The organism is Paenibacillus aurantiacus, from assembly GCF_042431225.1.
Classification (GTDB): Bacteria; Bacillota; Bacilli; order Paenibacillales; family Paenibacillaceae; genus Paenibacillus_Z; species Paenibacillus_Z aurantiacus.
On sequence record NZ_JBHMDO010000033.1, the window covers coordinates 14,810 to 29,556 of the forward strand.

Below are 14,747 nucleotides of genomic sequence, written 5' to 3' on the forward strand. Positions count from 1 at the left end.
TACTTTGCAGCTAAAAGGGACTGAACATACGTGGCAAGAATAGGAAGCTCGCGACTTGCGCGTCAGCGGTCATTACACTTCTTCTTTCGGACGAACATGGCCCGTTTTTCGAATCGCAAGCATGGTGAGAGCAAGCAGCAATAATGGCACCAGCGCCTGATATATCCAGGCATACTTTACCTGTACCTTCAACCCCAGCCAGATGTGGAACGTCTGATTCGGTTCGAGGAAGGACGCGGCGAAGATCAGCGGTCCCAGGATGATCGCGCCTGCGCGCCAAGACAAACCCGCAACACGGCACAGCACCGCATTCGAAGCCAAGTAGAACACCACCAGCTTCACGAACAAGCCCAAGAAAATAATTAACGTGACGAAAATATCGAGCCGCTCCAGAAAATCCGCGATATGAATTAGCTGGACCGCTTCCAGGAACGGATAGGAGACGAGCTTGGCGACATTCGGCCCGAGTATCGACAAGGTGAGCACGCTCATCGCCGTCAGAAACAGCGACACAATCCCGTAAGCAGTCATGCTCACTTTCACGACTTGCTTGGGGTCCTTCGCATACCTCCAGAAGAGAAGGAATACGAACACTTGACCGAATGGGAACGAAATCAGCTCCGGCAGTGCATGCCCCAGCACCTGTCCGACGCCTTGATCCAGCATGGGCCGCAAGCGGTGCGAATCGGGCAGATCCGAGATGATGAAGAACAAGATGATCGTAAAGTAGCTTAGCGCAACAAAAGGGAAAAACAGCTCAATCGTGCGAAACAGCACATTGATCCCTTTGGCGACGCCATAGCAAGCGATGGCCGATATGATCAGCATGACGATCCATATCGGCGTCTGCGGCAATATCGTCCCATTCGCCATGCCCCCGAAATCCCTTACGTTGCGCATGGACTCGTAGGCGAACAAGATCGCGTAAAGCATGGCTAAAGAACCGCCAGCCCATTTGCCAAGCCGTCTCAGCAGCATTTCCGTCCAATCCTGTTCGCCGGATAATCGCTGCAGGCTCAGACACATCAGGAGGACGACGAATCCTGCCGCAGCGCCAACAGCCATGCTCATCCAGGCGTTCTGACCCGCATCGCGGCCAAGCAGGAACATCGGCGTGCTGCCGATTTCGAACAAGATGATCGCGGTCATGAACTGATATTTCCCGATCGGCTCAACCGTTGTTTGGCTGCCCGTCTTCATTGTTTGCGCTGATAGGAGGAGATGGATGGATTGCTGCTTCCCGTCCCATCGATATGTACGCTCACGCGAAACTCGGGAGAAAGCTTCACGAACTGCTCGTCCCAGTCATCCTTTATCTTCGCCCAGAGCTTGGGGTACCGTTCGTATACCCGAGTTCCGAAGCCGACCGAGTCCGTCTTCAGATTCTTCAGCGCCTTCCAGCCCTTCTCCATTAACATCGTAATTTCCTCCTCGACGTGCTTTTCTTGCCGCTTAACGACATCGAGTTTGGCCAGATCGTCTCTGCAGGTGAAATCATCGATCACGCCTTTCACCCGTGCAGTGACTTTCATGCGAAGCTGGCCTTGAACGAGATAAGGCGTCGCCTTCGTATGGGCTTGGATGACGCGAAAGCTTGCGCTCCGCGAACCTTCTCCATCTTCGCAATCGAAAGGAACATACCCCTGTTCCATATGATTCCCAAGCCACATCATGCCGAACGATTCGTCGAGCTTCACCCAGCCGACCAGCTTGTTCCGTTTCACGATGCCAAGCCGGCCGAGCTTTAATCTGGCGTCTAACTTCGATTTCTTCAGCGCTTCGACCGAGGACAGCGTCTCGGGATTGCCGGAGACCCGGATCTCCGGTATCGACGTCGATTGGGTCGGACCCAGCAGCTCCGAAATGACGGCGAAAATGTTCATGGCGCGCATCCGCGACGTCTGTTCATCCTCCATCTCGATTAATTTGCGCAGCCCGTTCCCCGGATTCCATTCCGTTGGCGAGATCTGCCGAAGTATGTCGCTCGCGCTGCCCCTCGTCAGAAACATGATGACATCCTCCCTGGCATCCATATTACGAAGATAGACATCGAGCAATGGATCAATGCCTTGCCGGGCGGCATCTTCGCCGATTATGACGACCTGGTTGTGGGAGAAGTATAACTTCCGCGTCGTCTCCAGCGATGCTTTGCGGAATGTGTTCCGAATGCCCTCTCCTTCCATCATGAAGACGTCGACCGGCGCGATGCTTAATTGCTTGCCCGTTCCTTCTCCCATCGTACTGAGCGGAAGGACCATCTGGGTCGTCGCGACCCACTTGCCATCCTTCCAATCGATGCCCGTCGCGGAGATGACCCCGAGCTCGTTCAGTTCGTTGCGGTCCCAGCAGCCGCTGATGAAGAGGCTGATCGCCAAGATGAACGCCAGTTTCCATCCGCTGTGCCGTCTGATCAAGGCTTCTCGCTCCCCTCTGGACGCCGCTTCCGATCCTTCGGATGAAGAACGAGCGGACGCGTAAGCATCGAGCGCAGAGGCGCCCGAATCAAGGTATCCCGCATCGATGTCGGGATGAACGGAGCGAGCGGAGCCATGTAAGGAACCCCGAATGACTTCAATCCGCTCAGGTGGATGACAATGACCACGATCCCCGCGAAGATGCCGAAGAAGCCAAGCGCGCCAGCCGCAAGCATTAATGCGAAACGGATGAGGCGCGCGGCAATCGCGATATTCAGCTGCGGCATGACGAAATTGGAGATGGCGGTGAAGGCCACGATGATGATCATCGCCGGCGACACGAGCCCAGCTTGCACCGCGGCTTGCCCGAGCACGAGCGCGCCGACGATCGAGATGGCCGGTCCGATCGCTCGCGGCATGCGAGCTCCTGCCTCCCGCAATACCTCGAACGTAAGCTCCATCAAGAACGCCTCGAAGAGCGCGGGGAGCGGGATACCTTCCCGCTGGCCGAGCAGACTAATAAGCAGCAGCGTCGGCAGCGTCTCTTGATGAAAGGTCGTAACGGCGATATAGACCGCCGGGAGCAGCATCGAAAAAACGAACCCGCCGTAGCGGATCAGGCGAAGGAATGTCGCAATGTCGAAACGTTGATAATAGTCTTCGGGCGACTGAAAGAACTTATGGAACGTGACGGGTCCAAGCAGCACGAATGGCGTGCCGTCCACCAAGATGACGAACTGCCCTTCCAGCAACGCCCCTGCTGCCGCGTCGGGACGCTCGGTGTTAAGCAGCGTCGGGAAAGGTGTCCATGTCTTCTCTTGAATATACTCTTCGATATAGCCGCTCTCCAGCACGCCGTCGATGTCGATGGCTAAGAGCCGTTCGCGCACAGTCGTCAGAATACGATCGTCGATGATATCATGCATATAAAGCAAGCCGACGCTGGTGCGGGTCCTGCGGCCAATCAACCGCTCTTCGTAGCGGAGTTCCGCGGAATGGACAATCCGGCGGACGAGCGCCACATTCGTCCGGATATTCTCCGTGAAGCCGCGCTGCGGACCGCGCAGAACGCCCTGGGTGCTCGGCTCCTCCACGCTTCGCTGCTCGCCCCCGCTCGCCTCGGCGACAAGGGCAACGCCGGCTTGTTCGGCGAAAATCACGCACATGCCATTCAACATGGCTTGAACGGCATCCTCTAGATTGTCGTGCGTATCGATCGAACCCGCCGAGATAACGGCATTCTGAAGCCGGCTTAGCCAATCGCGATCGCCATCTGCCGTCCCCGGAGCGGCTTGTTGAATAGCATGCACGATATGGCGGTTGATCGACGCTTGATCGACAAGACCGTCCAAATAGGCGAGCATGAGCGGCGCGTGCTGTGAAGACGGCGAATTAACCGGGCGAACGACGAGATCGGCGCTGTGGCCGACAGCATTATCCAGCCATTCGATATTTTGCTGTACGCTTGGATACACAGGCGTCGCGGGCTGCGAATCCGGACTGCCGGCTTCAGTAGAACCGGTACCGGCTTGCCGAATCATTCTACGGGCAAACATACGCGCATCACCTTGCATTCGTATTTCCGTTATTTTGTTTGGATGGCTAATATTTTATACAGGATTCGCCACTGGTCCGCTATAAGGGACAAAAGGGCCGGACAAGCTGATCTTCATAAGCGCGCTTACGAAGACGAATCAGGGCAATGCGCTGTACCGGGCCAAGGCCAAAGGCAAACGGACCTTTCAATATTTCTAAACCGGCGCTTGAACGCGCAAGAAGGATGCCGCCCGCGCGAGGGGACGGCATCCTTCTTCATTCACGAGCAGCTTCCGCCCGAAGCGCGATCACCGGCTGCGTTATCTGCCTGACCGTTTCGAATGCCGCTGCCGTCGAATCAACTCGGATCACGGGACGACTTGCATTGCTCCGCGTACTGTTTACCAATCCCGACGCAGGACCTCTCCTCTGCCGTGAAGATGTACGCCCCCGTACCATTGATCGATGCCGCAGCGAGCGACACGGTCCGCCTTTCCTTCCTGCACCAGACTACCCAGCTCCGTCAGGCCGATCCGGCTGGACGCGAAATTGTCCGGCACCCCTTGGAAGCTCGGGAATGTCTCCGAACCGTCGACTCGTACGATCGGCTCATCGCCTCCGGCCAATGTCTTCAAGATGCTCCAGTATTCCAGATCCCCCATGCCCAGCACATGATGCTGCTCGCATATCAACCGGAAGAGCTCGATTGGCGTGCGCGTCCCTTCTGTCAGCACGTCCAAGGTAGCCTGCTCGATCGAGCCAAGACCGTTACGAACCGAAGGGAACTTGGATAGATGCGCAAGGAACGCTTCCCGCGCGAATGGCAGCGCGGACGTATCGCCCTTGAGCAGTTCGACGAGCGGGTCCGCGGTGTCCGCCGTGAACGCCTGCCATAGGTCGGCGCCAAGCCGAAGCTCCCGGCCGGAGACCGCTTGCCACAAGCCGGATAACGTCTCCACCTGCCGAAGGTTCAATTGGCCGAGTCCTCGGAAGGACGCAATGCCCGGGAATGCGCCGATCGAGAGCAAGCTCAGCTTCGTCTTACCGAGCGGCCGTTCCGAGAACCAGTGCAGCAGATAGGCGAGCATCGTCTGATCGAACAAATCGTATTCGAACCAAAGCACGACTTCGTCGTAGTCCTGGTAGGCCGCCAGCGCCCTCTCCTGTTCCTCGCCATGCCGGATAAATTCCGCCTGGGGAACGCCAAGCGCCTGCTCTATATACGCTGCCCGGGCAGCGCGATTCTCCGGTTCCGCGGGTTCGGTGAAGACAGGTCCCACCGTGTAGATCTCCCGCCATACCAACACCTCCCCCGGTATTTGGCTCTGCTTCAGCTTGCTGCCGAAGACGTCGCCATTGACGATATGCAGCATCTTGACTCCCCCTTCGGATAATTGACGGTAGACATGGATCAGATCGCGGACGGGCAGTGCGCCTTTGAGCTTGCTCCTGGCCTCGAACAGTCTCTTCTTCAGCGCCGATGGCGTGGTGTCGAGCGCCTCCGCGATTGTCCGGATCGGTTGGCCCTCTAGATAGAACAGCGAGACGGCGATCCGCAGCTTCGAAGGCAATCCGTCGACAGCCTGGTGCACGAGCTGACGCAGTTCCCGCAGTTCGACCTGTTCCAGTACGCCGGGCGATGTGTCCGCGATCGCATCGGCTTCCTCCAGCATGGCCGAAGGATGCGTCTTGCGGCGTCGCAGCCGCAGACATTGGCGGATGACGATCCGTTTTAGCCAGCCGGCGAACGCGCTCGGCTCGCGGACCTGATCGATATACAGGAAGGCTTCGGTGAAGGCTTCCTGTACGGCGTCTTCTGCCAAGTAAGAATCGCCCAGCCGGTCGTATGCAATCGTACAAGCCAGCGGCCGGAAGTGCCGGACAAGCCGCTCGAAGGACTCGCGGTCTCCCGTCTGCGCCGCTTCAATCCATTCTCTCAAGCGTTCCCCCGCTCCTTTCTCACGTCTCTATTCTATAGTGCCGGTAAGACTTGGAATGGTTACATGCGCTGATTCTTATTTTGCTAGAGACGGTCATGAAGAGCAACTTGCGATTGATGACGATTGTCCATACAGCGCGCTTCCTTACGTCGTGCATCCTCGATTTATAGCAAAATTACAGCAAATAAAACGCGCAATTCATGCGCTCAGCATCCTCGCTGAATAGCAAAAAAGTCCGCGAATACGCGGACTAGGCTCGGTCGATTGCGTTAAGGAATATCGACATCGACGCGGGTTATTTCGAATTTATCGCAGCTTATTGTTCGTTCGAATCGTCATTGTCGTCATCGCCATGCGATTTCGATGCTTTGCCGGTCTGCTTCTGCTGCTTCTGATGCTTCTCTTTCTTATGCTGCTGTTGCTTCACTTTCTTGACCTTATGCTCGCTTGCTTTCGTTATCTTCTGATCCTCGTCATGTTCGTCATGCTCGGTCGATTCCGATTCGTCGCGAGCGGCCGTGAACTTGCCGTCATCCGCTTCTTCCGCCTTAGGGGTAGCCGCCTGTACGGCAGTCGGGGCGACAACTGCGATGGATGCCGTCTGAGCAACGGCCGCGATCGGTGCCGAAGCAACTTCGGTCGCCGGAACGGCTTCGTTTTCAGTCGTCGTTGCTCGTGCTGTACGTGCAGCCGCCTTCTTGCTTAGTTTTGTCAGCTTCTTCTCCAGATGGGCGAACGACTTCGTAATGTTTTTGAGCAGCGACTGCTGCGCTTTCGGATTATGCACCTTCTCCAGAGCTGCAGTCAGCGCTACGATGTTATGCTGAAGTGAATGCTTCACTTTGTACGCCGCTTCAGGATCAACGATGTCCTGTTCATGGTCATTGTCCTGGTCTTCATCTTGATCATCGTCCTTGGCTTGATCTTCGTCTTGGTCCTTGACTTGGTCTACGTCGTGGTCCTCGCCCTCATCGTCCGTTACGGCAGTCGTCAAATCTGCGGTTGTCGCGCTCGCTTCGGTCACCATGCCAGCAGATGTTGTTTCCCCAGCCGCAAGCTTCGCAGTCTGCTCCGCCGGTTCCGAACCGACGACGGAAGCGGCTGTATCGACCGCGAGCTGCTGCTCCGAGAGCGAACGCTGCAGAGTATCCTCCGCGATTTGCGTCTTGCCTTCCGCAAGCAGCGCGGCCGATTCGGCTAGCCGTTCTTGGGCGAATTGCGCTAGCAGAATCGCTTCTTCCATATCGTCGGAAGCGAATGCGAGCTGGATGCGTTCATAGATCGATTTCACGAAATAGAAGAAATCGCCCGGCAGCAAAGATGGCGCGTCATCTTCGACTTCGACCGCGCTTGCCGTTTCGGAAGCGTTCGCCGTATTCGTAGTCGCGCTTGACGTCACGGAAGCGTTCGTGCTAACCGCGACGGAAGCGTCCGTCGTATTCTTCGTGGCCGTGTTGCCGAGGTCATCCGCCCATGCCGACCCCGCTCCGAGGGAAAGTGCAAGCAGACTCGCGACGGTCGTTTTGGCGATGATAACTTGAATCCCTGTACGCATATAGTCATCCATCCGTTCTTGTTAGGTTATGTGCTGCAGCATTGCATAAGTATACGGATGGCGATTTGCTTTTGAGGGGGTTCCGGCCAATCAGTAAATATCTACCTGCTCGCCTCGATTCTATCGAAGACCGCGATGCATCGCGTCCAGCAGCCGATGCGTCCGATCGCACGCGAACTCCCAGAACATGATCCCCGCCAGCCCGCGCGCTTTGACATAATCGCATTTGCAACCAATGGATTGCTCGTCGTCGTAGGATATGAACGTGTCGCCATTGAACAAATATGGCGCGCGGGCTTCCTCGTCCCAGTAACGGACATATCCATTCTTGTCGATATAGTGGGCCGCAAGCTTCGTGAAGTCCGGTCCGTAGCCGCCCGTCGTGCCCGCCATCTGATGAAGGCCCTGGTTCCGGTTCGGCACCTGCTGCCACATCCGGGAGTAGAACGCCGCCCCGATGACGATCTTCTCCCTTGGCACCCCTGCTTGCAGGAATAAGTTAACCGACGCGTCGGCGCTAATGCGAAACAAGTCACCCGTCGGCGTATACAGATTCGTATGATGGCCGGTCAGAATCTGAAAGCCGCCGCGCATATCGTAAGTCATCAGCTGGACGAAATCCAAGTAACGCTGCGCTTCCGCCATCTCCGTCCCGTCCACGTAATATTGGTCGGCGCCCGCCGCGATCGTCAGCCAATAATGCCGGCCGTCAAGCTCGCCTTGCCGATCCAGCGCTTCACGAATCTCCTTCAGCAGCAGCGTGAAATTGTCCCGGTCCGCCGGGCTTGCGCCGATGCCGGCCTCGCCGTAGCATGGATATTCCCAATCCAGGTCGATGCCGTCGAACGGATGCGCCTTGATGACGCGCACGGCAGATTCGGCCATGCTTCTTCGTCCCGCCTCGGTCGCGGCCGCTTCCGAGAATCCGCCGGCGCTCCAGCCGCCGACGGACAGCAGCACGCACAGATCCGGATGGTCGCGCTTAATGATGGTCAGCTGTTCTAAATTCTTCAAATGCGCCGTCGTGATCGCATCGTCCCGTACATGGCCGAACGCCACGTTCATATGCGTCAATTTGTTCAGCGCCTCCGGCGTGATTTCCGCTAAGTTGGCATCGCCGACATAACCAGCCGCAATGTAAGATTGTTTCGTCATGTCCGTTCCCCTCCTTCGATTTCGCTCTGAATAACGCGCGTTAACGCGCTCAGCGCTTCCTTGCCGGTTCCGATTCGATACCCCGATACCGAATATCGAATCCGATGACTTCGATCGATGACGACCAGATGCGGGCAGCCGGCTTCGCTGGCCGCCGGCCGCTCAAGGTAAGCGGGCAATCCCCCGCTCTCTAGGGTCGCTTGCACGAATACGACTGTGGAAGGAAGATTCGGATCGTTAGCCGGCTCGAACGTTCCGCTCCTTTGCGAAGCTTCGACGACGAGGATAATCGGCGCCCCCGCCTGCACATAAGCGTCCGACAGCTCGCCGAACTCCCGCAGCAAGTGCTTGGACGGCTCCCGTTCCGGCTCGATCCAGGCGGCGATAGCCCCTTGTTCGCCAATCAGCTCGCCGAAGCAGCGGCTCGTTCCATCTGGCAGCCAATACGCGTTCTCAACCGGTACTGCGCCCAGATCAGGCAATTCTGCCGCAGTCGTCCGGAAGATGAGCGTCGCGTGCGTCTCTTCGTCTGCGATCACGTCGACATAGGCCAATCGCGTCCGCACGGAGCCATCATTCATCCGAACGCCGGTTATGATTCGATATTGGCCGGCCTCAACCTCGAATGGCGCATCATACACGTCGGATGTGCCGTGCGGGTAGAGCAGCGTTTTATAGACGCCGTTCTCCAGGCGGGCGAGCGAGAAGTTCTCCGCGTACGATGCTTGCGGAGCCGATGCTTCCGCCTCCGGGTCCTTCAGCAGGACCAGCTTCCCGCATGCGGGTGCTTCCTGATGCGCGCCGATCCGATCACCTGTAAAAATAGCATCCGTCCACCCGCCATCCGCCGCGAGATATTGCGGCTTCTGCTCGCTCGGGTGCAAGCGGGCCGCAATGCCAAGGCTGCGGCAGATCGCGACGAAGAGGATATTACGCGACATCGCGTCCCCGCGCATAAGCCGATAGGTGCCGACCGGATTGCCCTTGCCCTTCAAATTCGGCAGGTCCTCCCATAGCACGAAACCGTCTTCGAGCATGCGAGCTACCTTGCCGGGTTCCGCGATGAACGCCTCAGTCTGCTCCGACGTGAACGCCTCTTGAAAATATCGCTTGTACGGGACGAGCATCTCATAGAGCACGCGAGGACATAGGACATACTGCTCGAAGATGCCGTCTGGAAGCTCGCCGCGAACAGCCAGCGAGCCAGTCAGATGATCCTGGAGCGTCTCGCGGAACGTATCAATCAGATCCTTCTCGTTCAGACTTTCCAGAAGATGCAGCGCCCAGTTACCATGCGAGGCGGCGCTCTCTTGGAGGAATGCGGCAAGCTCGCGGCTGTTCCCTCTCGCCTTGCGCAGCACCTCCACTACGCGGTCCGTTGGCAGACCGGCCGCTTCGGCAACCCTCGCGGCATCGGCATCGCTCGGGAACGTTCCTTCGTACGCGGTCCGCAGCTTGGTTCCTTCTTCGAGACGGTATTGATGCCGCGTCAGCTGTACTTCGTCCAGCGGCGGCTGCGGGTCGCCTTCGGTCTCCGGAGGCGGAACGATGTCCAGCTCGATTGCGCCGCCCCGCTGCCCCGTCTGATCAAGCACGAGCTCAATCCGGTCGCCGTGCGCCGAAGGCATGAACGCCTCGCCCCAATTGCCCGCCTTCACCGCACGGACGACCAGATCGCCGAAGCCCGTCGTGAAGGACGCTTCTCCCTGCTCGTTCGTCGGCAATGCTGCAAGCGGGTACAGCTCTGCGTAATTGTAGACCTCGAAATAAACCTCCGCCCTCTGGATTGACATCCCCTGCTCATCCTTAACAGCCGCGGTTATCGTTCGCGTGCGGGCATAATTCGAGAGCAAATTGATCTCGGTATACCAATCATCAGCCAGCGTGATCGCCTCAGGTCCCGGATAGTTCGCGAAGATTCGGGTGTTCACCAGCATCGCCCGGCGCGCCGGCGGCGTGAACCAGCCTTGGTCAAGCCGCGCTTCGGGTTCGCATGCCCCGATATAATGCCAGTGTCCGTCAGCCCACGCTTCGACCCAGGCATGATTGTCGTCGCAATGCGCCCAGCGCGGCGTATACACCTGACGGGCTGGAATGCCGATGCTGCGCAGCGCCGCGACCGCAAGCGTGGACTCCTCGCCGCAGCGGCCGCGCGCATTGCGGATCATCGCAAGCGGCGATAAGGTACGCAGATCGCTGCCGATGTAAGTCGCCTTCTCGTGACACCAGTAGTTCGTCTCCAGAATCGCATCCGCCATCGACAGATGCTTCGTCCGTTCTGCAAGCTCGGCATGCAGCATGCCGCGGGAATCCTCGATGTTCTCGGTATTAACCCGGTAAGGCAGGACGAAATGCAGGAACAGATGATCGGGAACGCGATGTCCCCATGGCATCTGATCTCGTATCGCAAGCGTGCGGCGTACATGACGCAAGAACAGTTCTCCGTCATAATCAGCCAGATCGTTGACCGGCATATACGCGAACAATAATTTGAGCGCCCAGCTCTCTTCTGCGGTCAGCGCGTTATCGAGTACGCCGAATAGCTCGCGCGCCCTGTTCTTCGCCAGTTCCGCCTTGGCTTGGAACTTCCGCTCGATTCGTTCCATCGTCTCCTGATCCATGGAGAATACGGTTGGATGCAGCTTCGTCATTGGCCGATCGACTCCTTCCATAGCTTGCCGTCATCGCGGATGCAGTAGATGGATACGCCATCCGCGGCAGGTGCCGTAATTTGAAACATGCCGCTCGTCGTCTCCAGTTTTGGCGCAAGGGCCCACGTTTCGTCGGCGCCCATAATTTGCTGGAGGTCGTACGGATATGTTCCATGCTTCGCTCGGAAATTGCGTGCGGCGTAGTAAAGCCTTCGCAGCTCCCATTTGATCGTCTCGTCAGGCGGAAGCTCGAATGTATCCGGTCCTTGGTCGTCCGCGAACATGACATAACCCCATAGTTCCGGATAATGCATATTGATCAGACCCATCGGCGACCATACCCAGTTATCCTCGGAGTACGGCTTGCCGGTTCGCGGATCGACGACTTTCTGGTATTGCCCATCCCGCACTTCCGTCTGCCACTCCACGCGGGAGAAGTTGACGCGCCAGAACTCGCCGGCTGCTGGCGGACGGCCCTCTGCCGCGCATTCCCGCAGCGCGGACCAAGGCAGCGCGATCTCCACGCTCCACATCCGATTGTCGGCGAATGGATCGCCCAGCACGCCGTCGATATGCACGGCCGTTCGAAGCCCCCGGATATCCCACCCGTTAACGGCCGGTCCGCCGTCGCGGTAAGGTTTGACGAGCAGCAGGTCCCAGACGGTATTGAGCGCATTAATCTCCAGCTCGTAATACTGATGGGAGTCGCCGTCGGGATCAATGAAGATTTCGAAATCATTGTCATAGAAGATGACGGAATCTCTCTCCCGCAGCGTCGCCCATATTTGGTCTTCGATTAGTTCCGCCCCGACATAGAAATAATCGTCGTCCCACAGCATCTTCGCTCGCGTCCGCTTCGCGGGCTTCGGCCGCAGATCGCCTTCAATGTCGACGAAGTCATCCGTCCATGCCGCTGCCGACCAGAACGGTTTGTCAAGCCGTCCGTCTAGCGCGAGCGCCTCCGATGCGCGCCTGCAAGTATAGCGTTTCGGATTATAAGCTCCGTACGGCACAGGTACCCCGCTTCGGTTCATCCACGCATCTCTCCTAACTGTATGTCGTTACTTTATAGATACATGTCGTTACTTTATACCAGTTTGTGGTATATCCAACGCTCCAAATTGTTGCTATCATGTAAACAAGCTGAACGCTTAGGTTCGAATAAGGAGGCAGGCTGAAGAAGAATGACCTACTTTAGATCGAAGCTATTCCTCAAGTATATGGGCTCCTACCTGTTTATTTTGCTTCTTCCTCTCATCTGTCTGACCGTTCTCATCTATCACAATGCCGTCTCGAATTTACGCTCCGAAATCGAACAATCCCGGCTTGCCCAATTGACGCAGGCCAAGGTCATCATCGACGGCCGGATGAAGGAGCTCGGCGAGATCGCCTCCCGCATCTCTTACGACAAACGGCTTACGCCGTATCGGGTGCACGATCCGATCACCAGCGGAGAAGCCATTGCCGCCTTGGATCAATACAAGGCGACCAGCTCCATCATCGGCGAAATCTACTTGTATTTTCATAAGGACGAGAAAATCTACTCAAGCCAAGGCTTGAACGATTACGAGGTGTTCGCCCATCATACCAGCTTCCGGAATTGGGATAAGGATACGCTGTTCGAGAATCTGAACAGTGTTAAATACCCGACGATGCGCCCTGCCGATATTGTAAGCAAGCCGAATGGTCGGCAGGAATCGATGCTCGCTTATCTCAATCCGATTACGCCGAACAACCCGAATCCCCACGGCACGGTCATGTATTTGATCCAAGAAGAGGAGCTTGCGAGCCTGATCGACTCGATTCTCGGCAACTATCAAGGCCTGACCTACATCCTCGATAACGAAGGCCGCGTGCTGATCGACAATCATCAGGGCGAAGCGTTGGCCGCGGACGAGGCTGCTGTGCTCTTCCGAAACCTATCGCCGGGGATCGACGAACGCAGCTTGAACGGCAAAGACCATTCGATCGTGACGGTGAAATCCGATAAGAACGGCTGGACTTATATGACCGCGATGCCAAGCGCGCAATTCTTCGGCAGCGTGGTGCACGTACGCAGCATCATCCTTATGCTCTTCACCCTTGTCGTCATCGCCGGCATCGGGATCGCGCTCTTCATGGCCCGCATGCAGTACGTGCCGATCTCGAAGCTGGTGGATCTGGCAGCCTCCAAATCCAAGTCCAATCGCGAGGCCGAGGCCGCAAGAACGTCACCGGGCAACGAGCTGGACCGTATCGGCAGCGCGCTGCGGGAGTACAGTTCGCGAGTCGATCTGCAGGAGCCGTTCGCCCGCAATCACGTACTGTCCCTGCTGCTCAAGCACGGTCATGCGCAAAGTCTGACCCCGGAGCTTCAAGAGGCGTTCAATCTTCGTTTCGAACGGGATCGCCATGTCGTGTTAGTCATCGGCTGGGCGTCAGAAGATACGGATCGGATCCGGACGCGCAGGCAGTTGACGAAGCTCCTCGACCAGCTCGAGCTTCCCGACCTCTCCGCGCACGGTTACGGCGTCGAGCTGCCGCAGCTGGATCAGCTCGGACTCATCGTCAGCTACGATCCGAGCCCAGGCGCAGACGAGTTCGCGCATCTTCGGCAGATTGCCGAAGCCGTGCTCTACCGCTTGCAGGCATCGTTCGACATGGTACCGATCATGGGGGTCGGCACCGGATACGCCAGTCCCGATCAGATCAATCAATCGTTCATCGAGGCCTGCTCGGCGTTCGAGCTGCGCCAAGAGCCGGGTCAAGCCGCGATTACGTATTTCGAGAAGCTGTCGCACGCGCCGGATCAAGCGTTCTGGATTCCGGGGAGCCTGCTGCTGAAGCTGTCGCAAAGCTTGAAGCTCGGCAGCTACGACGTCACTTCCCACATCATTCAGACCGCCGTTGCCGACATGCAGTCGGCGGAGATCTCGGCGCTGCTGAAGCGCTGCATCTCCTTCGATCTGCTGAACACGATTCTGAAGACGGCTTCGGAGCTTGGATTTCACCGGATCGCGCAGGAAATTCCGCCGAATCTGATGCGCAGCCCTTCGCCGGAGGAGCTGGAGCGAGCGCTGCTGCATCTGGCCGCGCAAATTTGCAGCCAAGTCGAGAAGCATCTTCAGAAGGAAGAACAATCCGTTATCGACCGGATTGCGGCCTACATCGATGCGAATTACGCCGATATGAACTTGAGTCTCGAGTCCGTCGCGCTTGAGTTCGGCATCTCGCCTTCCCATGTCAGCCGCTCGTTCAAGGAGAAGCGCGGCGTCAATTTCGTCCACTACGTGTGGCATAAGCGAATGGAGCAGGTGAAGCACCGGCTGGAGACGACGAGCGAACCGCTCAAGGACATTATCGTGAAGGTCGGTTATGTGGACACGCCGAATTTCATCCGCAAGTTCAAGAAGGAGACCGGCCTAACCCCGGGACAATACCGGAAGCAGTTCGCCCCGCACGGTACGTCGGATGCCGGCGATGAACTGGAGGAAGCTTAATTTTGCGTCATCGACAA

The 14,747-nt window shown here is 57.4% G+C and carries 9 protein-coding genes; 1 reads left to right on the top strand and 8 read right to left on the bottom strand.

Annotated elements, in window-relative coordinates; genetic code table 11:
- Positions 1-72: 72 nt before the first annotated feature.
- The 8 genes from ACFFSY_RS19105 to ACFFSY_RS19140 all read right to left on the bottom strand — a co-directional run bounded on the left by ACFFSY_RS19105 (position 73) and on the right by ACFFSY_RS19140 (position 12,285).
- Positions 73-1,200 carry a GerAB/ArcD/ProY family transporter gene (locus ACFFSY_RS19105; RefSeq protein ID WP_377496966.1) on the bottom strand — a complete coding sequence of 376 codons (1,128 nt, stop codon included), beginning with the start codon at positions 1,198-1,200 and terminating at the stop codon, positions 73-75.
- Positions 1,197-2,414 carry a Ger(x)C family spore germination protein gene (locus tag ACFFSY_RS19110; RefSeq protein ID WP_377496968.1) on the bottom strand — a complete coding sequence of 406 codons (1,218 nt, stop codon included), beginning with the start codon at positions 2,412-2,414 and terminating at the stop codon, positions 1,197-1,199. The genes ACFFSY_RS19105 and ACFFSY_RS19110 overlap by 4 nt, the downstream gene beginning before the upstream one ends.
- Complete coding sequence (locus tag ACFFSY_RS19115; RefSeq protein WP_377496970.1) at positions 2,411-3,970, bottom strand: spore germination protein; 1,560 nt, start codon at positions 3,968-3,970, stop codon at positions 2,411-2,413. Before ACFFSY_RS19115 ends, ACFFSY_RS19110 begins: the two co-directional genes overlap by 4 nt.
- 381 nt (positions 3,971-4,351) lie before the next feature.
- Positions 4,352-5,890: a sigma-70 family RNA polymerase sigma factor gene (locus ACFFSY_RS19120; RefSeq protein ID WP_377496972.1), complete on the bottom strand. Its 1,539-nt coding sequence runs from the start codon at positions 5,888-5,890 to the stop codon at positions 4,352-4,354.
- A 316-nt stretch (positions 5,891-6,206) separates the two neighbouring features.
- A complete protein-coding gene (locus ACFFSY_RS19125) occupies positions 6,207-7,445 on the bottom strand; it encodes a DUF5667 domain-containing protein (RefSeq protein ID WP_377496974.1) in 1,239 nt (412 codons plus the stop codon).
- 120 nt (positions 7,446-7,565) lie between these two features.
- The gene (locus ACFFSY_RS19130; protein ID WP_377496975.1) at positions 7,566-8,600 is read right to left on the bottom strand and encodes a glycoside hydrolase family 18 protein; all 1,035 of its coding nucleotides are present in this window, start codon (positions 8,598-8,600) and stop codon (positions 7,566-7,568) included.
- Positions 8,597-11,251 carry a transglutaminase-like domain-containing protein gene (locus tag ACFFSY_RS19135; protein WP_377496977.1) on the bottom strand — a complete coding sequence of 885 codons (2,655 nt, stop codon included), beginning with the start codon at positions 11,249-11,251 and terminating at the stop codon, positions 8,597-8,599. The genes ACFFSY_RS19130 and ACFFSY_RS19135 overlap by 4 nt, the downstream gene beginning before the upstream one ends.
- A complete protein-coding gene (locus ACFFSY_RS19140) occupies positions 11,248-12,285 on the bottom strand; it encodes a carbohydrate-binding family 9-like protein (RefSeq protein WP_377496979.1) in 1,038 nt (345 codons plus the stop codon). The genes ACFFSY_RS19135 and ACFFSY_RS19140 overlap by 4 nt, the downstream gene beginning before the upstream one ends.
- A 150-nt stretch (positions 12,286-12,435) precedes the next feature.
- Here ACFFSY_RS19140 and ACFFSY_RS19145 point away from each other — a divergent pair, with 150 nt between their 5' ends.
- On the top strand, positions 12,436-14,730 hold the full coding sequence (locus tag ACFFSY_RS19145; RefSeq protein WP_377496981.1) for a helix-turn-helix domain-containing protein: 2,295 nt from the start codon (positions 12,436-12,438) through the stop codon (positions 14,728-14,730).
- Positions 14,731-14,747 lie beyond the last annotated feature (17 nt).